This is a genomic window from Roseibium sp. TrichSKD4 (assembly GCF_000148725.1).
Taxonomy (GTDB): Bacteria; Pseudomonadota; Alphaproteobacteria; order Rhizobiales; family Stappiaceae; genus Roseibium.
This window is the reverse complement of sequence record NZ_GL476320.1, coordinates 506,317-529,636: the sequence shown is the minus strand read 5'-3', so window position 1 is coordinate 529,636 and position 23,320 is coordinate 506,317. Positions and strand designations below refer to the sequence as shown.

The window sequence follows — 23,320 nt, the reverse complement described above, 5'->3', positions numbered from 1 at the left end:
GGGATGACCCTCACAAGACGCGAAGCGCTCGGCCTTTCAGCCGGTGCCGCAGCCTTCCTCGCCATCGGGACGAAGGTAAGCTTTGCTAATGCCGACGCAACCGAAGCTGCAATCATGGAATTCACTGGCGGGGCAACTCCTGCTGAAGGCAAAATCTCACTCGATACGCCTGAAATCGCTGAAAACGGAAATACCGTTCCAGTTGGCGTCACAGTGGACAGCCCAATGACGGCCGACAGCTACGTCGCATCTGTACTCATTCTGGCAGACGGAAATCCGAACCCGGCAGTGGCTACCTTCCACTTCAGCGCCATAAGCGGTGATGCCGAAGCGAAAACACGTATTCGTCTGGCCAAGACGCAAAACGTCGTTGCTGTCGCGAAAATGAATGACGGTTCGACCTTCATCGACCGAAAAGAAGTCAAGGTCACCATCGGCGGCTGCGGCGGCTAAGGACAGGGATAAAGGAACCAAGTTATGGCAACTCCAAAACCGCGCGTTAAGGTCCCAAAAAAGGCAGACAAGGGCGAAGTCATCACGATCAAGACCCTGATCAGCCATCCAATGGAATCCGGGCAGCGCAAAGACAAGAAAACCGGCGAATTGATTCCACGCAAAATCATCAACAAGTTCACCTGCGAGTTTAACGGTCAGATTGTATTTTCATGTGATCTCGATCCGGCGGTTTCTGCGAATCCGTATTTGCAGTTCAACGCAAAGGTCAACGAAGCCGGCACCTTCAAGTTCACTTGGGTGGACGATGATGGCTCCGTGTACGAGACCGAAAAGAACATCAAGGTCAACTGACGATTGCGGCGGGCAGGACGCGGCCCGACGACGCTTCAGATCGGGAGGAGACGATTTGACTAAACTTTTGAAGAATGGACGTCAGTGGGTTGCCCTTATCTGCGCCGGGCTGACCGCTTCGCTCATCGTTCAACCGGCATTGTCGGATGAGAATGCTGAACTCAGCATTGATGGGGTGGAAATAGTAACGAAAACGGCTGCACCTGAAGATCATCCGCTGGACGAAATTCTATCGGGCTGGCGGTTTCGTTCCGTTGAAACGCAGGCTCTGCAGACAGACGACTTCGACAACCCAGGTTTCACTGCTGTCGACTATGGCGCAGAGCTCTGGGACACAGCTGAAGGGTCTTCGGGCAAGTCCTGCGCATCCTGTCACGGGGCTGCCGAGGACAGCATGAAGGGTCTTCGCGCATCTATGCCAAAATGGCATGAGGGCGAGGGCACTTTGATGACCCTCGAAGACCACATCAACTGGTCCCGCAAGGAACATCAGGGCGCAGAGCCATGGAAATGGGAAAGCTCTGAGATGCTAGCGATGACCGCGTATCTGGGCCTTCAGTCCAGAGGCATGGCGGTTGACGTCAAGGTTGATGGTCCGGCTGCCGAGTGGTTCGATAAGGGCAAGGACCTCTATTATACGCGTGTCGGCCAGCTCGATATGGCTTGCTCCAATTGTCACGAAGACAATTATGGCAACATGATCCGGGCTGACCACCTAAGTCAGGGTCAGATCAACGGGTTCCCGACCTATCGCTTGAAATGGCAAGGGCTCGGCTCCATCCACCGCCGCTTTTCGGGGTGCATGAAAAACATCCGTGCAGTGCCCTACAAGCGGGGTTCCGACGAGTTTACTGCACTTGAACTATACTTGGCATGGCGAGGAGCCGGCCTTTCGGTCGAAACACCTGCGGTTCGCCAGTAACGAGCGAGATTGGGCGCTAAAACGCGTCCATGGTGCGGCGGCAAGGCTGCCGCACCCATAACCGGGCACAAAGCCCAAATTATTGAACACACATCGGTTTTTCCGTTTCAGGTGCTGATTTTGTTATGCGCTAACGGGAAAAGTATGCCTGACCAACCTCCCCTTTCAGGTGCGCCGATTGACCGGAGGCTTGAATGTTTTCAAGACGCGAATTCCTGATGGCTGCGACGGCCACAAGTGCCCTTCTAGGGTCTGGTATGGCTGGCAACTGGTCCCGCCTGATGGCGCAACAGGGATTGACCGAAGATGCGCTGCTTTCCATGCAGCCAACCGGCAACCTGACACTCATACATATCACCGATATTCATGCGCAGTTGAAGCCGATCTATTTCCGCGAACCTTCCATCAACCTCGGAATTGGAGATGTTGAAGGCAAGCCGCCGCATGTGACCGGTGCGGACTTTTTGAAACTTTACAACATTCAGCCCGGCTCGCCAGATGCACACGCATTAACCTCCGACGACTTTGCCGCGCTTGCCCAATCCTATGGCAAGGTTGGCGGCATGGACCGTGTGGCAACGGTCATCAAGCGCATTCGGGCCGAACGCGGCAACGACAATGTGCTGCTGCTCGACGGCGGCGACACCTGGCAAGGCAGCTACACGTCCAACGTCACCGAAGGTCAGGACATGATCACGGTGATGAATGCGCTGAACCCGGACGCCATGACTGGCCACTGGGAATTCACCTATGGTCAGGACCGTGTTCAGGAGGTGATTGACGAACTTCCCTTCGCGTTCCTTGGATCGAACATTTACGACAATGAGTGGGATGAACCCGCCTTTGAAGCCTGGAAAATGTTTGAACGCGGCGGTTCCAAGGTCGCGGTCATTGGTCAGGCGTTCCCCTACACTCCGATTGCCAATCCTCGCTGGATGATCCCCGGCTGGTCCTTTGGCATTCGCGAGGAAGATATTGCGACCCATGTCGAAGAAGCCCGTTCGGAAGGCGCAGATATTGTGGTTCTCCTCTCCCACAATGGCTTCGACGTGGATCGCAAACTTGCATCTCGGGTGGATGGCATTGATGTGATCCTGACCGGCCACACGCATGACGCCCTGCCAGAGCCAGTGATTGTGAACAACACGCTGGTCATTGCATCCGGCTCCAACGGCAAGTTCGTCTCCCGTGTGGACCTCGATGTGAAGGACGGCAAGGTTGCCGGGTACGGGTATCGTCTGATCCCGATTTTCTCGGACGTCATCACACCTGACGCGGAAATGGCAGCGCTGATCGATGAAGTGCGCGCGCCTTATGAAGCCGATCTTGCTCGCAAGCTGGGCACGACCGAAAGCCTTCTTTATCGCAGAGGCAACTTCAACGGCACATTTGATGATCTGATTTGTCAGGCCCTGATTGAAGAGCGGGACGCGCAGATTGCTCTTTCGCCTGGATTTAGATGGGGCACCTCGCTCTTGCCGGGACAAGACATCACGTTTGAAGACCTGCACAACGCCTGCGCCATGACATATCCGGCGGCCTATCGGTCGAAGATGACAGGCCAGATGCTGAAGGAAATCCTGGAAGATGTTGGCGACAACCTCTTCAACAAGGACCCCTATTATCAGCAGGGCGGCGACATGGTTCGCGTTGGAGGCATGGGTTACACGATTGCGCCGAACAGGGATATCGGAGAGCGGATCACCGACATGACCCTGCTCTCGACCGGCGAAGCCATCGACCCTCAAAAGGAATATGTCGTGGCTGGCTGGGCGTCTGTCAATGAAGGCACGGAAGGTCCGGCCATCTGGGACGTTGTCGAAAACCACATCACCAAGAACCCGACCGTGAAGCTTCCGGACAACAAGTCCGTGAAGGTGGTTGGCATTTGATTTCTCAAAGACCTGAGGACAAACACATGACTGAGACAAAGGACAAGGGCTCCCCGTCCCTCTCCCGGCGGTCGCTTCTCAAGGCCGGACTTGCCACTGGCGGCGCTGCTGTTGCCGGGGTCACGGCAACAGGTGCCCGCGCTGAGGGCGATCCCGTCATCACCGAAATTCAGGACTGGAACCGCTATCTTGGTGATGGCGTTGATGCAGCCCCTTACGGACTGCCGTCCGAGTTTGAATCAGAAGTGGTGCGCCGGAATGTTCCGTGGTTGACCGCTGATGCAGTTGCCTCCATCAACTTCACACCGCTTCATGAGCTGGACGGGATCATCACGCCGAACGGCCTGTGCTTTGAGCGCCACCATGGCGGGGTTGCCCAAATCCGTCCCCAAGATCATCGCCTGATGATCAACGGCTTGGTGGATACGCCGCTTGTTTTCACCATGGACGACCTGAAGCGGTTCCCACGTGAAAACCACGTCTACTTCCTCGAATGCGCGGCCAATGGCGGCATGGAATGGCGCGGCTCGCAGCTTAATGGCTGCCAGTTCACCCACGGCATGGTGCACAACGTCATGTATACCGGGGTAAAGCTGAAGACGCTTTTGGAAGAAGCTGGCGTCAAAACCAACGGCAAATGGGTGCTGCCGGAAGGCGCGGATGCCTCACACATGACCCGTTCCGTGCCGATGGAAAAAGCGCTGGACGACTGTCTGGTTGCTTGGAAAATGAATGGCGAAGCGCTGCGCCCGGAACAGGGCTATCCACTGCGTCTGGTTGTTCCCGGTTGGGAAGGCAACATGTGGGTCAAATGGCTCCGACGTCTCGAAGTGGGCGATCAGCCTTGGCATCACCGCGAAGAGACTTCCAAATACACCGACCTTCTGGATACCGGCAAAGCCCGTCGCTTTACCTGGGTCATGGATCCAAAGTCCGTTATCACCTCGCCAAGCCCGCAAATGCCGATCTCCCACGGCAAGGGTCCGCTGGTGATTTCCGGCCTCGCTTGGTCAGGGAACGGCCGTATCAAGCGTGTGGATGTCTCCATTGACGGGGGTCGGAACTGGACTACAGCGCGGATTGACGGGCTAAGCCTCTCCAAGTCCCTGCATCGCTTCTATCTCGACATTGACTGGGACGGGTCTGAACTTCTTCTCCAGTCCCGCGCGATGGACGAGCATGGCTTCTATCAGCCCACCAAAAACGAACTCAGAGCCGCCCGCGGCGAGAATTCGATCTACCACAATAACGGCATCCAGACGTGGTATGTCCAAAAAGACGGGACGGTTGAAAATGTCGAAGTTGGTTAAGTCACTCGCCCTCACCTCAGCTCTGGTTGCCTCTGCGATGGTCGCTGGTTCGGCGTCGGCAGGCGATGCGGCCAAAGGCGAAAAGGTCTTTAAAAAATGCAAGGCCTGTCATGCCGTCGGTGACGGCGCGAAGAACAAGGTCGGTCCGCAGCTGAACGAAATCTATGGTCGTGCTGCCGGGTCCATAGAAGGCTACAAATATTCCAAGGCCATGATCGCAGCAGGTACTGATGGTCTGGTGTGGGATGAAGATAGCCTGACCCAATATCTGAAAAAGCCGAAGGACTTCGTCAAAGGCACCAAAATGGCCTTTGCCGGTCTTCGCAAAGACGCAGACATGGAGAACATTCTTGCGTATCTCGCAACGTTCTCCAGCGCGGCCCCATCATCCGGCTCGGACAGTAGCAGTGCCGAGCCAACGGCAGAAAAAGAAGCGCTTCAAACCGCAGCTGCCACCTCTGCGCCGACCTCAAACACCCGTGAGGGCGGTGTGTTTGGCCTTGGCCGAAAAGCGACCGATGCGGAGGTTGCGGCTTGGGACATCGACATCCGTCCGGATGGTCAAGGTCTGCCTGTTGGATCGGGCAGCGTTGCGGATGGCGAGCCGATCTACACAGACAACTGCGCAGTCTGTCATGGCGATTTCGGTGAAGGCGTTGGCCGTTGGCCGATACTGGCCGGTGGACATGACACACTGACTGATGATCGCCCTGAAAAGACAATCGGTTCTTATTGGCCATATCTGTCGACTGTCTATGATTACGTGCGGCGCGCCATGCCCTTTGGCAATGCACGGTCGTTGTCTGATGATGACGTTTACGCCATCACCGCCTACCTCCTTTATCTCAACGACATCGTGGATGATGAGGAATTTGTGCTCTCCAATGAGAACTTCTTGGAAGTGCGGTTGCCGAATGAGGAAAACTTCATTCCAGACGCACGCTATGAAGAACCGCATTATGCAGAAAAGTCCGAACCCTGCATGAAAGACTGTAAGGCTGATCCGATCGAAATCACCATGCGGGCTGCCATCCTTGATGTGACACCTGAAGATGGGGGTGACGACAGCGCCGGTGTTGGCGCAGTCGATTGATCCGTCCTAAAAGGACCAAACACAAAGACAATCGTGGCGGACACTTCGTGCCCGCCACACATGAAAACACCTAGGAGGAAGCCTTTATGAGGCTAGGTGCATGGACGGAGACCGTTTCCAGAAAGGTTGCGGACATCAGATTTTCCGAACTGCAAATTCGGACGCAAAACCTGCTGCATGTTTTGACCGTGACTGCAGCAGTTGGCTTAACCGGGAATGCTGCATCAGCATCGGATGCCGAGCGCGGAGCATCGGTCTACAAGAAGTGCCGCGCCTGCCATGAGCTTGGCGAGGGCGCCAAGAATGGGGTTGGCCCTCACCTTGACGGTCTGTTTGGCCGGACAGCAGGCACCCTTGAAGGCTTCAAATACTCGTCAGCGCTCAAGAAAAAAGGCGAAGAAGGTCTGGTCTGGGATGAAACCAGTCTTGATGCCTATCTTGAAAAGCCGCGTGGGTTCGTACCCGGGACCAGAATGTCCTTTCTCGGTCTGAAAAAAGCTGAAGACCGCGCTGATTTGATCACTTATCTCAAGCAAAGCACGGAAGCAGCTCCCTCAGATGAGGCAAATGCTCCAGCGACAGATGCCCGACCTGAGATCGGAGCGGCTGCGATGGCGCTAGAGGGTGATATTGCCTACGGTGAATACCTTGCGACCGAATGCGTCACTTGCCATCAAACGTCGGGACGCGCCGACGGGATTCCTTCCATTGTGGGCTGGCCAAAGGACGCCTTCATCCGGGCCTTGTTTGAATACAAGGTCAATTTGCGCACCAATCAGGTGATGCAAAACATGACCGTGAATATGGGAAATGAGGAAATTGCAGCTTTGGCTGCCTATTACGGTTCCCTTGAACCGCAGTAATATGTATGGAACTCGTATCTCAACCATACATATATGGGAGGACTAGAAGAATGACCAAACTTACCAGACGCAGTTTCGGCCTTTTGGCCGGTGCAGGGGCCGCTTCTCTTGCGATGCCGTTTTATGCCCGTGCCGCAGGCAAACCGCGCGCGGTTGTGATCGGTGGTGGTGCCGGCGGTGCAACAGCAGCCCGTTATCTTGCCAAGGATGGCGGTGACGATCTTGATGTCACCCTGATTGAAGCAAACTCGACCTACACGACCTGCTTCTTTTCCAACCTTTATATCGGTGGTTATCGCTCTTACGAGTCCATCACCCATAGCTATGACAAGCTCGCGTCAAACTACGGCATCACTGTCGTCAATGGCATGGCGGCAATGGTTGATCGGGACGCCAAGGAAGTCATCATGGCGGATGGCTCCAAGGTTCCTTACGACCGCTTGGTCGTCGCACCTGGCATTGACCTGATTTACGAAAGTGTTCAGGGCTATTCCGAAGAAGCTGCGCAAATCATGCCGCACTCCTGGAAAGCCGGACCTCAGACACAGCTTTTGAAGTCCAAGCTGGACGCTCTGGAAAACGGCCAGAACATCGTGATGGTAGCTCCGCCGAACCCATACCGCTGCCCTCCTGGACCTTACGAGCGCGTGTCCATGTTTGCGCACGTCCTGAATGAGAAAGGCTTCACCGACAGCAAGATCTTCGTGATCGACCCGAAGCCGAAATTCTCCAAACAGGCCCTCTTCCAGGAAGGTTGGAACAAACACTATGCAGGCATGATTGAATGGTACGGCCCGGACGTGCATGGCGGCATCGTGGGTGTTGATCCGTCGACCGGTGAAGTCGAAACTGACCTGGACACGTTCCAGGGCGATCTGGTCAACGTCATTCCGGCTCAGAAAGCTGGCATGATTGCTCAAAAAGCCGGTCTGACCAACGACAGCGGATTCTGCCCGATCGATCCGAAGTCCATGCGTTCGCAAAATGATGAGAACATCTTTGTCATCGGTGACGCGTGTATCGCGGGCGATATGCCGAAATCTGGTTTCTCCGCGAACAGCCAGGCGAAGGTTGCCGCTATGGCCATCCGCGGCGATCTGACCGGTTCTCGTGTCTTCCCAGCAAAATACTCCAACACTTGCTGGAGCCTGATTGAAACCAATGACGGTGTGAAGGTTGGCGCACAATACGCCCCGACCGACGAGAAAATCGCGTCCACGTCGAAGTTCATCAGCCAGACCGGAGAAGACACAGCTCTTCGCCAGCGAACGTATGAAGAGTCTGTTGGCTGGTACAACGGCATCACCGCCGACATCTTCGGCGCTTGATCCGTCAAGCATACCGCTTCTAATAATTACGCGGCGCCTGTTCATTCAGGCGCCGCATTTGTTTTATGCTACTGAAGTCAGCCTGTCCGGATTCAGCTGAACGGCTTCGCCCGTGCGGGCGGATTCTTGTGCGGCAAGGCCCATCGCGACGGCTTTGCGGCCGTCTTCGAGGCTGACTTCCGGTGTTGTCCGCTGACCGCGAACCAGCGCGAGAAATTGCTCATGCTGATAAAAGGTTGACCCATTGTGGTCGCCAGCCTCCAGCAAATTTGGATCAACGGGCACATCCATCTGCCGAGGCCCCTTGGGATTACGCGGACTGACAATGACTTGCGGCACGGGCGGCTGTCCAAGATGAGAAGGCCAAAAGCGACCGGGACCGGGAACAAAAGCCTCAATCTTGCCGTTCCTGCCGACTGCACTCACTTCTTCCTGATAACGAGAGCCTTCTGCAAACATGCAGAGTTCCAGCATGGCACGCGCCCCATTTTCGAAATCAACGAGCACATAGCCATGGTCGAGAATGTCTGGCACTTCGCCCTGATAGGTTTCATCCAGATGATTGACCGCCTGCCCTGCGGACGCCATGACCCGCACTGGCTCTGACTGGATTATCAGCCGCATCAGGTCAAAGAAGTGACAGCATTTTTCGACAAAGGTACCGCCGGTGTACCGATTAAAGCGGTTCCAGTCACCGACCTTGGGCAGAAACGGAAAGCGGTGTTCACGGATGGTCAGCATCGTAACGCCGCCAGTTGCCTCGCCTGCCTCCTTAATCAAGGCGCTGATAGGCGGCATGTAGCGATACTCCATCGCGACCCAAACAGGGGCCGGATAGGTCATGGAAAAGGATTTGATCCGGGCCTCATCCGCAGCATCCGTGAAAAGCGGTTTTTCCACCAGCAACGGCAAGGGCCGCTTGCGGCGGATTTCCTCCATCTGATCGATATGGCAGTGATTGGGGCTGGCTATCAGCAAGCTATCAAGGTCCGGCGTGTCCAGAAGTTCCGCCACTGAGGACATCAGTTCAGCCTGCGGTGCGATTGCAGCAGCAGCGGCAGCCATGTTGGCGTCAGGCTCATAGATTGCCCGCACCTGCGCGCCCTCCAGCAGAGCAATATTGCGCAAATGCTCCTGCCCCATCATGCCGCAGCCGATGACGCCATAATTCACAGTGGCGGACATTCCGTACTCCTATTTGAGGCGCTGCACATAAAGCGCCTTGTCCGGGTCAAACCAAGTTTTCGAAAATTCAATTGGCTCAGGGCCGTCAGACCAGCTCAAGCGCTCAATGTATCCTGTTGGACTGCCGGCAGCCCTTGGGAACTCCTTGGGCGCCCATTGCGGGGATTGCCCAATCGCGACCCGATCCTCGGCACGGTTGATCCAGAAACCGAGTTGTTTCTGATAGTAGCGATAAAGGGAATCGGATAGGAGATCCGGCGCGACTTCTCCGGCACTGCCATCCAGCCAGATTTCCTCCACCGCAATGACCGTATCATTCAGAAAACGGAGGCGGCGGATGCGCGTTCCCCAAGCTTCCTTACCGAATGATGTAGGCCCCAACGTCGCAAGCCCCTTTGGGATATTTTGCCGGGACACATCAAGATAAGTCGCGCGGGGCAAGCCACCACCGGAATGCAACTCCAGCCTGAACATGCCGTAAACGCTGTCGGTTTCCCCACCCTGCTGAATGTAGTTTCCTGACCCCTGAATGCGCATCAACAATCCGCGTTTCGTCAAATCAGCCAGAGCCTTGCGCAGAGTTCCGACAGAAATTCCAAGGCCCTCGGCCATTTCCCGTTCTGGCGGCAGGCGCTCTCCATCAATCAGACGCCCGGCAGCAATATCGCGGATCAACAATTCGCTGATTTGAACGTAGAGGGGCAGCGCATTCGGATTATGGCTTGCGGTTTTCTGGTCAGTCATCGGCATCCTCAGATGCGGCCAAATAAAAAATTGATACACTATTGATCTACATCATTGCGGGTGATACGCAAGAAAAAAAGCAGACGGCGTTTTGGAGGAAATTGGATGACGGTCGTACCGGTCACATCACCGGATCTGGATGCCGCAGAAGTGTCCTGGTTCGCCGCGCTTTGCTCCGATGACTATCAATTTCTCGGTGTTCCAGACGGCGACTTGCGCTCATCCTGGGCTCATTGCTCGTCCATCGTGAAAAAGGCGGAAGACCTCGGCTTCAGGAACATTCTGTGCCCGTCGTCTTATCAGGTCGGACAGGACACCCTGTCCTTTGTGGCAGGCTGCGCACCGATTACGGACAAGATCAACATGCTGGCGGCTGTTCGATGCGGTGAGATGCAGCCCATCATGCTGGCGCGGACTATTGCAACGCTGGACCACATGCTGGAGGGCCGTTTGACGGTCAACATCATCTCATCCGACTTTCCGGGTGAAAAGGAGGATAGCAAATACCGCTATCAGCGTTCCCGCGAAGTGGTCGAAATCCTCAAACAGGCCTGGACCCAGGACGAAATAAACCACAAGGGCGAGGTCTACCAGTTCGAGAATCTGACGGCCGATCCCGCGAAGCCCTATCAGACTGGCGGCCCCCTGCTCTATTTCGGTGGCTACTCACCTGATGCACTGAAGCTCTGCGGCGAGCACTGCGATGTCTATCTCATGTGGCCGGAAAAGGTCGAGGAACTGGAAGGCCGCATGAAGGCCGTTCATTCGGTGGCTGAACGATACGGACGAACCCTCGATTATGGTCTTCGTGTGCATATGATCGTGCGCGACACAGAAGCTGAGGCGAAAGAATACGCCGACTACATCGTCTCCAAGCTGGACGATGACAAAGGCACCAGCATTCGCGAACGCGCCCTGGATGCCAAGTCTCTCGGTGTCAGCCACCAATCGAAAAACCGCGATATTGCCGACGAATACGGCTTTATCGAGCCGCATCTTTGGACGGGCGTGGGGCGTGCCCGATCTGGCTGTGGAGCTGCGCTCGTCGGCTCCACCGATCAGGTGATGAGCAAGATCGAGAACTATCAGAAGATGGGTATTCGTGCCTTCATATTCTCCGGCTACCCTCACCTTGACGAGGCAGAGCATTTCGGCAAACGCGTTTTGCCAAACCTGAAAACCTGTTCCCTGCCCCATGCGTATAACAGGGTCCCGGCCCAAACGCCGGCCACCCCTCTCGGCAATGGAGTTCGCCGCTAATGCAACGTGTTTCGCTGTCCCCGTCGCTGGAAATGAGCCGCCTTGTTTATGGGATGTGGCGCCTTGGCGATGATACCGATACGTCGGCCGCTCATGTGGAGCGCAAAATCCAGACCTGTCTGGATCAGGGCATCACCACTTTCGATCAGGCCGATATCTATGGCGGCTATGAAGCGGAAGGTGTGCTGGGCACAGCTCTGAAAGCAAATCCGTCCTTGCGGGACAAGATGGAGATCGTCACCAAGTGCGATATCGTTGCCCCTGCCGGACGTTATGCGGATGCACCGGGCAAGTATTATGACACGTCCCGCGCGCACATCCTGAAGTCGGTCGACGCCTCTTTGTCGGAGATGTCAATCGACACAATCGATCTTCTGCTCATCCACCGCCCAGACCCCTTGATGGACCATCATGAAACCGGCGCTGCACTGGGTGAAGTGATCAAAAGCGGCAAGGTGAAGAATGTCGGCGTTTCCAACTTCCGCCCCTGGGATTGGGAGCTGCTGCAATCAGCGATGACCGCAAAACTGGTCACCAACCAGATCGAGATCAGCCTTTCGGAGATTTCACCCTTCACCAATGGCGATCTGGCCTTTCACCAACGGCTGGGGACGCATTTGATGGCCTGGTCGCCGCTTGGTGGCGGCTCATTGATGACCGGCAGTGGCAAGGTGGCATCCGTGCTGGATGAATTGGCTGGCGCCTTTGGAGTGGATCGTGCCGCTGTGGCGGTCGCATTCCTTCTGGCCCACCCGGCTGGCATTCTACCCGTTCTCGGCACCAACAACATCGGCCGGATTGCGCGGATTTCCGATGCGTTGAAGGTCAAGCTGGATCGGCCAACTTGGTTCCGGCTTTATGAGGCCGCGCTTGGGAAAGAGGTTCCCTGATGAATATGCAGACCACCGATCATCCTGTCACGTTTCAACCGGATGCGGAGAACACCCGCCTGCTGCGTGATGCCTTCGGACGATTTGCAACGGGCGTTACGATCGTCACAACGCAGAGCGAGGACGGTCCGGTCGGGATTACCGCAAACAGCTTTTCTTCTGTGTCTTTGGACCCGCCGCTCGTGCTTTGGGCCCCGGACAAGGGATCGCGGCGGTTTCGCTATTTTGAGCAAGCCGAACATTATGCCATCCATGTGCTGTGCAACGAGCAGTCTGCGCTCTGCCATGGCTTTGCGAAAGATGCGCATGCCTTTGACGGACTGGATCTGACACGGAACGAAGAGGGCGTTCCGCTGATTGGGAGCTGTCTGGCCCGATTTGAATGCCAACGTGTCGCGGCCTACGAGGGGGGCGATCATCTGATTGTTCTGGGCCGAGTACTACGGGCAGAAATGCGCGAGGGAGACGCGCTGACATTTTTTGCTGGTAAAATCGGTCAAATCGCGCCGAAATAACCAAGTAGGCTGACAAAACAGTCAGTCACGGACGGGAGGAGCCCATATGGGGGCATTGTTGGCAGCGGTTTCGCTGCTTGGAGGAGTGAACGCGTTTTTGCTTCGCATTGGCCGCGGCATAGGCGTGTTTGCGATTGCGATGATGGTTGTCGCGATCCTCATTCAAGTGTTCTTCAGATATGTGCTCAACAACGCCCTTCCCTGGCCGGACGAAGCTGCACGCTTTTGTATGCTCTGGATGGCTGGCCTCATGGCTCCAACCGCGTTCCGGCGCGGCGGCTTTGTCGCCATCGACATGTTCGGACATCTGTTGCCCAAAGCCCTCGGCGAACTGGTCCACCTCTTTCTCTTGGTGATTAGCCTTCTTGTGCTTGTGGTAGCCTTTCAAATCGGCTGGTCTGAGGTCAACGGCTTCGGCGGGCGCTTTGCCACAGCCTCTCTTTATGTGCCCATCGACGTCACTTTCTCCGAGTGGATGCGGGTTCCGCGCAAGTGGATGATGATGTCGCTGTTTGTGGGGGTTGGTCTGCTGATCCTTGTGAACATCGAACTCGTGCTGCGCTCAATTATTAGGCTCTTCGGTGGTTCTGAAAAACTGCCTCAAATCGCAGATGCTGACATGGCGGGGGCAGAATAATGCTGGTTTGGTTTCTTCCGCTCTTCCTCCTCTTCCTGCTAATCGGCCTACCTGTGTTTTTTGGCCTTTTGGCCGCTCCCGGCTTGCTGTTGTGGCTCAACGGCCAAGAGAAAGACATCACTCTTCTCTATCGCAATGTTTACAATGGGATGGACAGTTTTCCTCTCATGGCGATTCCATTCTTCATGCTCGCTGGCGAGCTGATGAACAAAGGCGGGATCACGCTGCGATTGGTGGAATTTTCACAAGCCATGATGGGGCACCTGCGCGGTGGTCTGGCCCATGTCAACGTGCTGTCCTCCATGTTGTTTGCGGGGCTTTCAGGGTCTGCGGTTGCTGACACCTCCGCGCTCGGATCGATGCTCATCCCGGCCATGGAAAAACAGGGCTATACGCGTAAATTCGCAGCGGCAATTACGGCGGCCAGCTCGGTCATCGGCCCGATTATTCCGCCGTCCGGCATCATGATTATCTATGCCTATGTCATGGGGGAAAGCGTTGCAGCGCTGTTCCTTGCCGGTATCGTGCCTGGCGTCATGGTTGGCATCGGACTGATGTTGATGGTCAAGGTGATGGCGGACAAGTATGATTTTCCCGTTGCGACCAAAAAGGCAACTTGGGGCGAACGCGGTCAAGCCAGCCTCAAAGCGTTCTTTCCGCTGCTGACACCCGTCATCATTCTCGGTGGCATTTTGGGCGGTATCTTCACGCCAACTGAGGCGGCCGCTGTTGCCGTGGCCTATGCCCTTGTGATCGGACTGTTTGTTCTCAAAACACTGAAGATCTCCGAAATTCCGGACGTTCTGAACCGGGCTGGCATCACGTCAGCGGTTGTGCTGTTGCTTGTGGGGGCTGCTATGGCCTTCAAGACCGTTGTGTCGCTTTCTCACGCACCGGAACAGCTGGCTGCCTTCATTCTCAGCTTGTCGGAAAATCCGTTGATCCTCTTGTTCCTGATCAACCTGCTTTTGTTTGTCGTGGGCATGTTTTTGGATGCAGGTCCGGCGATTATCATTCTTGGGCCCATTCTCGGGCCAATCTTCCTGAGCCTTGGCGTTGATCCGATCCACTTTGCCATCATCATGAGTGTCAATTTGACGATCGGACTTGCAACGCCGCCCATGGGTCTGGTTCTCTTTGTGGCAGCGTCCGTCTCCAAGGAGCGAGTGGAGACAATCGCCAAGGCGATTCTGCCATTTCTCGCTGTGGAGGTGCTGGTGATCTTTCTCGTGACCTATTTCCCGGCCATTTCCATGACAGTTCCGCGTTTGACCGGATTTGCGGATTAACCGAGCATTTCAAGGGAGGAACCAAGATGCTCAAATCAACCCTGAAATACCTGACGGTGGCGGCCATGCTGGCTGGCTCCGCCTTGAGCGCGACCGCGGCTGACTACACCCTGCGCGCAACGGCCAACTCCAACGAAAATGACGAGGACTATGACGGTCTGGTTGTTTTCAAAAACTATGTGGAAGCCGCGTCCAACGGCGCTATCGAAGTTGAACTCTTCATCGGCACCCAGCTTTGCTCCAATGGCGCGGAGTGCCTGCAAGGCATCGCTGACGGCTCCATCGATATCTACATCTCCACATCTGGCGGCGCTTCAGGCATTTTCCCTTATGTGCAGGTGCTCGACCTCCCCTATCTGATGGCGGATGACCGTGTTGCAGAAGCTGTTCTGCAGGGCGACTTCACCCGCAAAATGCGCGACATGGCGCTGGAAGATTCTGGCGGGGCCGTTCGCCTGATGACCATCGGCAACACCGGTGGCTGGCGGAACTTTGCCAACACCAAGCGCCGCGTTGCGTCTCCCTCCGATATGGAAGGCCTGAAAATCCGGACCGTTGTTGCCGATCTTCCGCAAGAGCTGGTCAAGGCCCTTGGTGCGTCTCCAACCCCGATCCCGTGGCCGGAACTCTTCACCTCCTTCCAGACAGGTGTTGTTGAAGGCTCCAAGAATGGCATTACAGACATCATGGGCATGAAGTTCCCGGATGCTGGTCTTCAATATGTAACACTTGATGGCCACGCCTATATGGGTGCGCTGTGGTGGATGAATAACGAGAAGTTCACCGGCATGCCGGAAGACATGCGCCGCGTGGTCGTGGATGGCTTCTATGCCCTTCAACAGGCAACTTTCGCCTCACCGAAGCGCAAGTCTATCAAGGCTTATGAAGACTTTGTTGCAGGTGGTGGTGACCTCTACGTTCCAACACCGGCTGAAAAAGCAGCGTTCAAGGAAGCGGCAACACCGGTCTATGACTGGTTCAAATCCAATGTTGCACGCGGCGATGAAATCTTCACCGCATTAACCGACGCGGTCGCAGAAGCGGAAGGCGAAATCAACGCAGCCCGCGACGCCGATCTGAACTAATATCAAACAAGGACAGCGGGCCTCCCGCTGTCCCCTTATCGAAACGGGTACATCCAGACCTTGTAATCTGCGACCAGTATATGCGCTTTCTCGATTTCGGCCTTGGTCATCTTCTTGACCACTTCTTCAAGAGAAACGGCGGCATCGGGATCACCTCCGATGGCAGAGAGCGTGTACCACATGTAAGCCCGCACAAGATCGGGTGCAGGCAAACCTCGTCCGACTTCATAATACCAGCCAACACCAGATTGCGCGCCCGGATGGCCTTTCATGGCGCTGCGCAAATACCAGTCAAACGCGCGCTGATCGTCCCGTTCAACGCCGAGCCCCATGGCGTACATCACGCCGATCAGCTCTTCGGCATCCGCATTGCCCGAGCGGGCTGCGGGCCAAAGCTCTTCCATCGCCTTTTCAAACTGCCCCTCTTCCATCAAATCACGCGCATGTTCGATTTCCGCATGAGCGGGCGCGAGCCACAGCAGGAATACTCCAGCAAAAAGCAGACGAATGGCAGACATTGTTGGGCGCTCCTCCTCAGCATTTTAGCGTTGGGGCTTACTTCTGCCCCGATGGCTCAGGCAACCTCCCTGCCCGAGCCCTTGACCGCCGATGACTTTCTTCCCTTTGACAGACAACAAGCCAAGATCGGTCAACTTCTCTTTTATGACAAGATCCTGTCTGGAAACAGAAATATCGCCTGTTCGACCTGCCATCATCCAGAATTCGGCACGTCTGACGGTCTGTCCCTTGGAATTGGTGAAGGCGGTGTCGGCCTTGGCCCCACCCGCACAGCCGGGACAGGGGATGACCGGATCAAAAAACGCATCCCGCGCAATGCGCCGGGCCTTTGGAACCTTGGCGCCAAAGATCTTCGGGTCTTTTTCCATGATGGCCGCCTGTCCGTTGCGGAGACCTTTGAGAACGGCTTCAACTCACCAGCTGAAGAGTGGCTTCCAGAAGGCTTCAATTCGATCCTTGCCACACAGGCGATCTTTCCGCTCGTTGCCCAGTTTGAAATGGCGGGCAACCCTAAGGAAAACGAGATCGCCGGAGCGATCCATGACCGGATTGATGCAGCATGGCCAATCTTGGCCAAACGCGTGCGCGTCATCCCTGAATATGGTGAGATGTTCGTCGAAGCCTTCGATCACATCAACAGTCCGGATCAGGTGACAATCACCGAGATTGCCAACGCGCTTGCTGCCTTCATGGCGCTGGAATGGACCAGCTATGACAGCCCTTTTGATGCGTATCTCAGCGGCGAGAAGGAAGCTCTGACGGAGGCACAAAAACGGGGGTTCTTGCTCTTTTATGGCAAGGCCAACTGCGCGGCCTGCCATTCCGGTAAACTCATGAGTGATCAAAGATTTCATGCACTCGGCTTGCCGCCATTTGGGCCGGGACGCACACGGCGTTTTGACCCAATGGTCCGCGATGTGGGCCGCATGGGGGAAAGTGACCAGTTGGAAGACTCCTACCGCTTTCGCACACCCATGCTGCGGAACGTGGCCCTGACAGCTCCCTATGGTCACAACGGCGCTTATCGACGCTGAAGTATCTCGCATCACCTTGATCGAAAGACGCCTTTGCAAGCTGACACGAGAACTTGCGCATTGCCTCGGCCCGTGGCTGGAGGCAATTGATTTCGTGGTCTGGAAGGACCGGTTGGAGATGGAGCGCCAGAAGCGCATACTGGACATAGATCCGGTTGCCCTGTCCGATCCGGAAATTGCCGACCTGATTGCGTTTCTGAATGGTCTTACCGGTTCCACAGTCGACACACCGCCCTTTGGTGTGCCTGCCCGGGTGCCAAGCGGCCTGCCCATCGATCAGCCTGAGTAAAGGTATCCAATCCATGCCCTCCCTCAAAGAACAGGTAGCAGAGCTTTTTCCTGGTATCGCCATTGCCGGACTGGTCGCGATTTCGGCGCAGTTCCTAAACGAGCATTACGGTGCGCCAGCCATGCTGATGGCCATCCTTTTGGGCATGCCACTCAATTTTCTTTCCGAAGAGGGGCAAAAAACCGCAGCCGGCATTGCCTTTTCCGGCAAGACCCTGCTGCGGATCGGGGTGGCACTGTTGGGCGTGCGGATCAGCGTGGAAATGGTGCAAACGCTCGGTCTTCCCATGTTGATGGTTATCATTGCCGGTGTTGCAGCGACCATCGGCTTTTCCCTTATCATCGGCGGTTTATTCGGCCGGGACCGCTTGTTCTCCTTCCTTTCTGGCGGGGCAGTTGCGATCTGCGGGGCCTCAGCGGCCATGGCTATAGGTTCGATCCTGCCAAAACGGGAACATGCGGAGCGCGACCTTGCCTTCACTGTCATCACCGTGACGGTACTCTCCACGCTTGCCATGATTATCTACCCGCTCCTGACCGCCTCAATGGGCCTGACAATCGAACAAACAGGGGTCTTTTTGGGCGGCACGATCCATGATGTGGCTCAGGTCGTCGGGGCTGGCTTTTCGGTGTCCGAAGAAACCGGAGACCTTTCAACCTTGGTGAAACTGATCAGGGTCACCTTGCTGGCCCCGGTGGTTTTCATTGCAGCTCTTCTCTTGCGCAGCCAAGTGGAGCCGGGCACAAAGCGCCCGCCTCTCATTCCGGTGTTTGTGCTGGCATTTCTGGCACTTGCAACTTTAAACTCCTTCGGGCTGATCCCCGAAGTCGTACGCGATGCGGCCAGTCATATCTCCCGCTGGGCTTTATTGGCGGCCATTGCAGCGGTCGGCATGAAAACCTCAATCCCGAAACTGCTGGAAGTCGGCGGCCCTGCCATCTGGCTGGTGATCACACAAACCGCGTTTCTTGCACTCTTTGTGCTCGGCGGCATCTGGCTGTTTGGGTAGCTAAGGATGACCGAACGCCTATTCCTGCAGTATTTTTTTAAACAATGGCCTTGTCGAACGTTTGATCTTTAATTGTACCCTCTCCGCGTTCCTCAAATTTACGAGGTTTCAAGAAATGGGAAAGGTTTGCCAAAAATGCTTCTTTCTGCTCACCTTGAAGAGCGGAAGCAATTTCACCCAATACGCTTGATATCAGTGTTTTTTGCGTGGCACAGAACCAAGCTGGGGGTTTAGAGATCTGCTTGTCGATTAGAAAAGACGACCCTAAACAGGACTGGCATATCTCTTTCGCCCAGCATTTTTTGCAAGTGTCATGATACTCTTTGCCATTTTCCATGAATTTCGAAGAAATGAGCGCGTAGCGTTCTTCATTCCATTCTTTACCCACGAAACCATATGCCGTTTCCGATGTCTCCAAAAGGTAACATGGATAGGCGGCGCCATCGTAGTTTACAGCCATAAACGTGCGACCTGCTCCACAGACATGCGAATTCTTCTTTTTATTTGCAAATCCGTCGATAACGAATTGAATTCCGCGTAGCAAAAACGGATCATCTGTCAGAAAAGACCTGATACAGCGGCGAGCAGCGGCCGCGAAGTCAGACGCAACCTCTTTTATCTCCGACTGCGTATTCTCGCCATGCCAAGTCCCAAGAGCCAAAGTAATCTGCATCTCGCGAATGCCAATCTCGAGGAAATGGTCGAGAAGGCAGCGGATTGAGACACCATTTTTGTAATGCGTTTGCGTGTAAACAGCCTCAATGGCGACCTCAACATTCTTTTTCTTCAATTCAACGATTGCATCCAACGCCTTGGAATATGAACCACGCCCTCCAGTAAAGGGCCTCAAAAGATTATGGATACTTTGTGGGCCGTCCATGCTGACCAGCACATAGAAATTCTTGCTCGCAAAAAACTGAGCCATTTCCGCATTTATTTTCGTGCCATTTGTAACAATTACAAAGGATGGCAGCCGATAACCTTCAGCGGCGCATATGGTCTCTGCATATTCAACTGCATACTTGATTTCTTCAAAAGCCAGTGTCGGCTCTCCGCCCAGAAATTTCAGGCTTTTCAGGCCGGTGTCACTCATTTGATAAGCTCTGTCCAATGCCTCCTGACACACGGACTTCGACATTATTTTGCCTGCGCTATTCAAATCGTCAGCATAACAATAGCTACATGCAAGATTGCATATCTGGCTGATGTTGAGCACCAAGTCTTCTATTTTATTTTCGGTTGGCCACGAGACGTCATTGGTACTCGGCGCATTGTGAGAAGCGAGAAAGTCGGAAAAAAATGCTTGAATTCCGGCCTGGTATTCTCTTTCACCGGGCAAATTCTGCAAAAAACTGTCAGATCGAAAGCCCGCCAGTTCAGACTTTAACTGCGAAGGCAAAGAGTAAAGACCTGTGACGGAAGGCAAGAATAAAAAATCATCATTGCCAGCGGACACAATAGTGAATCTCTCACCGATACCTTGCGGATTTTTCACTTCAAAAGACATGGGACACCTAAATTCTTAAAAAGATCCTACAAAAATAAAGCGGCACCCGAAACAGGTGCCGCTCATCACAATTAACCGCAACCAATACCGCCACAGTTGGCCCGTGATGCTGCTGCTAGTTCGGCTAGCTTGTTCACATCGTCTACATTGAGTGCAGCAATTGCATCTTTGTTTGCAAGCAATGACCGAAGCGGGCCGGCCCCTATTGCTTCAGCAACTTTTTCAACTTCGCGTCCGGACAGGTGTGAAAGATCCGGTGTCTCACGTTGTGACATAATATTTCTCCTAAAATACTTCCATTGAGAAACGGGTAGGAATGGGTTTTAAACCACTCAAAACCCGCAATGATGGGAACACTCATCGCAAGAAATACTAAGTGAATTCACTGTGAAATGAGTGTGCAAATTCACACCGGAGACCCTCTGGAATAGTGCAGATTTCATCCAACTAAAAGTGACTGATTTCGGCTATTTAAATAACGAAGTACTTCAATCAAAAATAGAGGTTCACAGTTCGCTCGATAACCCGTAATCAGCAAGTCTCATACCCATTGCGGACCTTTTCATTGCCTGCTGTCTATGGAATATAGCCAGCACGAGATTTTCCGGACCGGTTGATTGCATTGAAGCCGATGCCCATTTGTGGCACTTGGCTTATTCGTCGCCGTTCCCCAAACCTGAAAGCGTCAGATGAAAAGTTACATCACGACCCCGATCTATTACGTCAATGGCTCGCCGCATATCGGCCACGCCTACACGTCGATTGTCGCCGATATCATGAAGCGCAACCGGACCGCTTTGGGGTATGAGATGATGCTGTCCACCGGTGTGGACGAGCACGGCCAGAAGAACCAGGAAGCTGCAGCTGCTCTTGGTATGGATGCGGCAGCGTATCTCGACATGCGCTGTAAGGAATTCCGCGAGGTTTTTGATCTCTTTGATGTCGACTACGATTATTTCGTGCGCACCAGCCGCGACGGCCACAAACAGGCCGTTGCTGCCATGGAGCAGACGATTTTCGACAAGGATCTGATCGTCAAGAAGGAATACACCGGCAAGTACTGCAAAGGCTGCGAAGAGTTCAAGCGCGACACCGATCTGACAGAGGATGGGAAATGCGCTTTGCACCCGACCATGGAGATCGAGGAAAGCAAGGAAGTCAATTACTTCCTCAAGATGGAACCGTTCCGCGAGCGCTTGCTGCAACACATTGAGGACAATCCGGATTTCGTGCAGCCGAAAGCCTTCCGCAACGAGCTGAAGCAGATGCTATCCGAGCCGTTGGAAGATCTGTGTATCTCACGGCCCAAGGCCCGCGTCACGCTTGGTGTTAACCTTCCGTTTGATCCGGACTTTGTGACCTATGTCTGGTTTGATGCGCTTGCAAACTACCTGACCAATATCAATTGGCCGGACGGTGACTATTCCGCCTGGTGGGCCGAGTGTGAGCACTTGATCGGCAAGGATATCCTCAAGCCCCACGGGGTTTACTGGCCGATCATGCTCATGGCCGCCGGTCTGCCTCTACCGAAGAAACTCTCGGTTCACAGTCACTGGACGGGTGAAGGCGGCGTGAAGATGTCGAAGTCCATCGGCAACGTTGTCGATCCGAACGAAGTCATGGACCTGATGGGTGTGGATGCTCTGCGTTGGTATCTCGCCCGCCACATGCGCGCTGACAGCGACAGCCAGATATCTGTCGAGTTGATCCGCCAGACCTATAATGGCGAACTGGGCAACAAGATCGGTAATCTCCTGTCGCGCGTTGCCAAGTTCTCTAACAAGAACTTTGACGGCAAGGTGCCAACACCCGGTGCTTTGAGCGCCGAAGACGAAGCGCTGCGCAAGCAGGTTCTGGAGGCGACTTCGGGCTTTGGTGAGTGGATCAACATGCCTGATATCCCGGCACGCATTCAGGCGCTTGTTTCCGCCGCGGACGCCATGAACGAGTATATCGATCAACAGGCTCCGTGGTCCCTCTTCAAGAACGAAGAGACCCGCGAGCGCTGTGCGACAGTGCTCTATGTGGCGCTGGACTGCCAACGCATCCTGTTTGAGGCCCTGATGCAGGTCATCCCTGCGTCTGCAACCAAGGCGCTTGCGATGCTGAACGTTCCAGCCCCAGCCGCTCCCTGGAAGGCGGAACTCGACAAGCTTCCAGGCGGCAACACTCTCGGCGAACTGACCTCTTTGTTCCCAAGGGTCGCAGCACCCGAAGCGTAACAACGCCTTTAAACTTCATTATTGAGCGGCGGGCGTAGGCTCGCCGTTTTTTATTTCGTCAACCTCAACCTTCAAACTGGCTGCGGCTTAGCAGAATATCGTCGAAATTATCCTTCGCCCAGATAATCAGGGGCTTCAAGGTCTCTAGCAAATCGCGTCCAAGATCTGTCAGCGCATAAGTGACCTTGGGCGGGGAGCTGGGCTCTACATGCCGAGAGATCAGGCCGTCCGCTTCCAGCTTTCTGAGCGTCGATGTCAGCACGCGCTGTGTTATGTCTCCAATCATGCGTTTCAGCTCGTTAAAGCGCCTCGGCTCGTCTGCCAACATGCTGATAATCAAGACTGACCACTTGTCGCCGACCCTATCCAGAATGTTTCGGATTGGGCAGTTCTCGATCTCCATATCACGCTCAATGGTATCCTTGACCATACCTAGTGCCTTTAATGAAACTTCTTGACTTCATTATATTATTCATCACTTACATATCGCATCGTAAGTTTGGAAAATCAAATTATGAAGGACATTTTCAAGATGCCTGATCACCTCTCACGCCGTAGCTTGCTTAAAGGCGCTGCATTGTCGGCTGGCGCCATTGCGCTTCTCAAGGCCAACTTCGCACCACAACCTGCTCAGGCTCAAGGTGCATTGCCTGCCGGGACGGTCCATAGTTTCACCAAAAACGGCGTGACCTTTCACAGCTATGTCTCGCCTGCGCAAGCGGTCAATGTGACCAGCCATGTGGTTGAGCTCGGTGATCAATTGCTTGTGGCAGACAGCACAATGCTTCCGCCAACGGCTGCCGAGGTCAACGCATTGATTAAATCAACCGGCAAGCCAGTTCATACAGCTTATGTCAGTCATGAGCACCCGGACCATTGGGGCGGTGTTGCCAGCATGGAAGGTGTCACCTTTGCCACTT

Annotated in this window: 25 protein-coding genes; 19 read left to right on the top strand and 6 right to left on the bottom strand. The window is 54.7% G+C overall.

Annotation, left to right across the window (positions count from 1 at the left end):
- The first annotated feature begins 3 nt into the window (after positions 1–3).
- The 8 genes from soxY (at position 4) to TRICHSKD4_RS23250 (ending at position 8,215) form a co-directional block, all read left to right on the top strand.
- The gene (gene soxY / locus TRICHSKD4_RS23285; protein WP_009469451.1) at positions 4–453 is read left to right on the top strand and encodes a thiosulfate oxidation carrier protein SoxY; all 450 of its coding nucleotides are present in this window, start codon (positions 4–6) and stop codon (positions 451–453) included.
- A 24-nt stretch (positions 454–477) separates the two neighbouring features.
- Positions 478–807 carry a thiosulfate oxidation carrier complex protein SoxZ gene (gene soxZ, locus TRICHSKD4_RS23280; protein WP_009469450.1) on the top strand — a complete coding sequence of 110 codons (330 nt, stop codon included), beginning with the start codon at positions 478–480 and terminating at the stop codon, positions 805–807.
- A gap of 55 nt (positions 808–862) precedes the next feature.
- Positions 863–1,729 (top strand): sulfur oxidation c-type cytochrome SoxA, encoded by an 867-nt coding sequence (gene soxA / locus TRICHSKD4_RS23275; protein ID WP_009469449.1) that lies wholly within the window; start codon positions 863–865, stop codon positions 1,727–1,729.
- A 194-nt stretch (positions 1,730–1,923) separates the two neighbouring features.
- Positions 1,924–3,621, top strand: coding sequence for a thiosulfohydrolase SoxB (gene soxB, locus TRICHSKD4_RS23270; RefSeq protein WP_009469448.1), 1,698 nt, complete (start codon positions 1,924–1,926; stop codon positions 3,619–3,621).
- Positions 3,622–3,647: 26 nt separating this feature from the next.
- Entirely contained in the window at positions 3,648–4,931 is a 1,284-nt protein-coding gene (soxC, locus tag TRICHSKD4_RS23265; protein WP_009469447.1) for a sulfite dehydrogenase, read from the top strand.
- Positions 4,915–6,024 (top strand): c-type cytochrome, encoded by a 1,110-nt coding sequence (locus TRICHSKD4_RS23260; RefSeq protein WP_040617509.1) that lies wholly within the window; start codon positions 4,915–4,917, stop codon positions 6,022–6,024. Before soxC ends, TRICHSKD4_RS23260 begins: the two co-directional genes overlap by 17 nt.
- A gap of 86 nt (positions 6,025–6,110) precedes the next feature.
- The gene (locus TRICHSKD4_RS23255; protein ID WP_009469445.1) at positions 6,111–6,887 is read left to right on the top strand and encodes a c-type cytochrome; all 777 of its coding nucleotides are present in this window, start codon (positions 6,111–6,113) and stop codon (positions 6,885–6,887) included.
- Positions 6,888–6,937: 50 nt separating this feature from the next.
- Positions 6,938–8,215 (top strand): NAD(P)/FAD-dependent oxidoreductase, encoded by a 1,278-nt coding sequence (locus TRICHSKD4_RS23250; protein WP_009469444.1) that lies wholly within the window; start codon positions 6,938–6,940, stop codon positions 8,213–8,215.
- A gap of 63 nt (positions 8,216–8,278) precedes the next feature.
- Here the strand turns inward: TRICHSKD4_RS23250 and TRICHSKD4_RS23245 are convergent, their stop codons facing one another.
- Together TRICHSKD4_RS23245 and TRICHSKD4_RS23240 are read right to left on the bottom strand one after the other, a co-directional pair.
- A complete protein-coding gene (locus TRICHSKD4_RS23245; protein ID WP_009469443.1) occupies positions 8,279–9,400 on the bottom strand; it encodes a Gfo/Idh/MocA family protein in 1,122 nt (373 codons plus the stop codon).
- Between the two features lie 9 nt (positions 9,401–9,409).
- Positions 9,410–10,144 carry a GntR family transcriptional regulator gene (locus TRICHSKD4_RS23240; RefSeq protein WP_009469442.1) on the bottom strand — a complete coding sequence of 245 codons (735 nt, stop codon included), beginning with the start codon at positions 10,142–10,144 and terminating at the stop codon, positions 9,410–9,412.
- A gap of 105 nt (positions 10,145–10,249) precedes the next feature.
- On the opposite strand from TRICHSKD4_RS23240, the gene TRICHSKD4_RS23235 reads away from it, so the two are divergent.
- The 6 genes from TRICHSKD4_RS23235 to dctP are packed head-to-tail and all read left to right on the top strand — an operon-like array spanning position 10,250 to position 15,820.
- Positions 10,250–11,404, top strand: coding sequence for an LLM class flavin-dependent oxidoreductase (locus TRICHSKD4_RS23235; protein WP_009469441.1), 1,155 nt, complete (start codon positions 10,250–10,252; stop codon positions 11,402–11,404).
- Entirely contained in the window at positions 11,404–12,294 is an 891-nt protein-coding gene (locus TRICHSKD4_RS23230; RefSeq protein ID WP_009469440.1) for an aldo/keto reductase family oxidoreductase, read from the top strand. The genes TRICHSKD4_RS23235 and TRICHSKD4_RS23230 overlap by 1 nt, the downstream gene beginning before the upstream one ends.
- Complete coding sequence (locus TRICHSKD4_RS23225; RefSeq protein WP_009469439.1) at positions 12,294–12,809, top strand: flavin reductase family protein; 516 nt, start codon at positions 12,294–12,296, stop codon at positions 12,807–12,809. Before TRICHSKD4_RS23230 ends, TRICHSKD4_RS23225 begins: the two co-directional genes overlap by 1 nt.
- 46 nt (positions 12,810–12,855) lie before the next feature.
- On the top strand, positions 12,856–13,446 hold the full coding sequence (locus TRICHSKD4_RS23220) for a TRAP transporter small permease (protein WP_009469438.1): 591 nt from the start codon (positions 12,856–12,858) through the stop codon (positions 13,444–13,446).
- The gene (locus tag TRICHSKD4_RS23215; RefSeq protein ID WP_009469437.1) at positions 13,446–14,735 is read left to right on the top strand and encodes a TRAP transporter large permease; all 1,290 of its coding nucleotides are present in this window, start codon (positions 13,446–13,448) and stop codon (positions 14,733–14,735) included. The genes TRICHSKD4_RS23220 and TRICHSKD4_RS23215 overlap by 1 nt, the downstream gene beginning before the upstream one ends.
- A 26-nt stretch (positions 14,736–14,761) precedes the next feature.
- A complete protein-coding gene (dctP, locus tag TRICHSKD4_RS23210) occupies positions 14,762–15,820 on the top strand; it encodes a TRAP transporter substrate-binding protein DctP (protein WP_009469436.1) in 1,059 nt (352 codons plus the stop codon).
- A 35-nt stretch (positions 15,821–15,855) separates the two neighbouring features.
- On the opposite strand, the gene TRICHSKD4_RS23205 is transcribed toward dctP, so the two are convergent.
- Positions 15,856–16,338 carry a tetratricopeptide repeat protein gene (locus TRICHSKD4_RS23205; RefSeq protein WP_009469435.1) on the bottom strand — a complete coding sequence of 161 codons (483 nt, stop codon included), beginning with the start codon at positions 16,336–16,338 and terminating at the stop codon, positions 15,856–15,858.
- A gap of 51 nt (positions 16,339–16,389) precedes the next feature.
- On the opposite strand from TRICHSKD4_RS23205, the gene TRICHSKD4_RS23200 reads away from it, so the two are divergent.
- The 3 genes from TRICHSKD4_RS23200 to TRICHSKD4_RS23195 are packed head-to-tail and all read left to right on the top strand — an operon-like array spanning position 16,390 to position 18,671.
- Positions 16,390–17,373, top strand: coding sequence for a cytochrome-c peroxidase (locus TRICHSKD4_RS23200; RefSeq protein WP_009469434.1), 984 nt, complete (start codon positions 16,390–16,392; stop codon positions 17,371–17,373).
- Positions 17,345–17,662 (top strand): hypothetical protein, encoded by a 318-nt coding sequence (locus tag TRICHSKD4_RS31365; protein WP_009469433.1) that lies wholly within the window; start codon positions 17,345–17,347, stop codon positions 17,660–17,662. Before TRICHSKD4_RS23200 ends, TRICHSKD4_RS31365 begins: the two co-directional genes overlap by 29 nt.
- A gap of 13 nt (positions 17,663–17,675) precedes the next feature.
- Positions 17,676–18,671 (top strand): YeiH family protein, encoded by a 996-nt coding sequence (locus TRICHSKD4_RS23195; protein ID WP_009469432.1) that lies wholly within the window; start codon positions 17,676–17,678, stop codon positions 18,669–18,671.
- Between the two features lie 37 nt (positions 18,672–18,708).
- Here the strand turns inward: TRICHSKD4_RS23195 and TRICHSKD4_RS23190 are convergent, their stop codons facing one another.
- Both TRICHSKD4_RS23190 and TRICHSKD4_RS23185 read right to left on the bottom strand, forming a co-directional pair.
- On the bottom strand, positions 18,709–20,178 hold the full coding sequence (locus TRICHSKD4_RS23190) for a radical SAM/SPASM domain-containing protein (protein ID WP_040617364.1): 1,470 nt from the start codon (positions 20,176–20,178) through the stop codon (positions 18,709–18,711).
- A gap of 71 nt (positions 20,179–20,249) precedes the next feature.
- Positions 20,250–20,453 carry a hypothetical protein gene (locus TRICHSKD4_RS23185; protein WP_009469430.1) on the bottom strand — a complete coding sequence of 68 codons (204 nt, stop codon included), beginning with the start codon at positions 20,451–20,453 and terminating at the stop codon, positions 20,250–20,252.
- 414 nt (positions 20,454–20,867) lie between these two features.
- Between TRICHSKD4_RS23185 and metG the strand changes: the two genes are divergently transcribed.
- Positions 20,868–22,400: a methionine--tRNA ligase gene (gene metG / locus TRICHSKD4_RS23180; RefSeq protein ID WP_009469428.1), complete on the top strand. Its 1,533-nt coding sequence runs from the start codon at positions 20,868–20,870 to the stop codon at positions 22,398–22,400.
- Positions 22,401–22,464: 64 nt separating this feature from the next.
- Here metG and TRICHSKD4_RS23175 read toward each other — a convergent pair whose 3' ends face one another.
- The gene (locus TRICHSKD4_RS23175; RefSeq protein ID WP_009469427.1) at positions 22,465–22,830 is read right to left on the bottom strand and encodes a helix-turn-helix domain-containing protein; all 366 of its coding nucleotides are present in this window, start codon (positions 22,828–22,830) and stop codon (positions 22,465–22,467) included.
- A gap of 84 nt (positions 22,831–22,914) precedes the next feature.
- Between TRICHSKD4_RS23175 and TRICHSKD4_RS23170 the strand changes: the two genes are divergently transcribed.
- Positions 22,915–23,320, top strand: a 406-nt coding sequence (locus TRICHSKD4_RS23170; protein ID WP_040617363.1) for an MBL fold metallo-hydrolase, incomplete at its 3' end; no start/stop codon positions are given.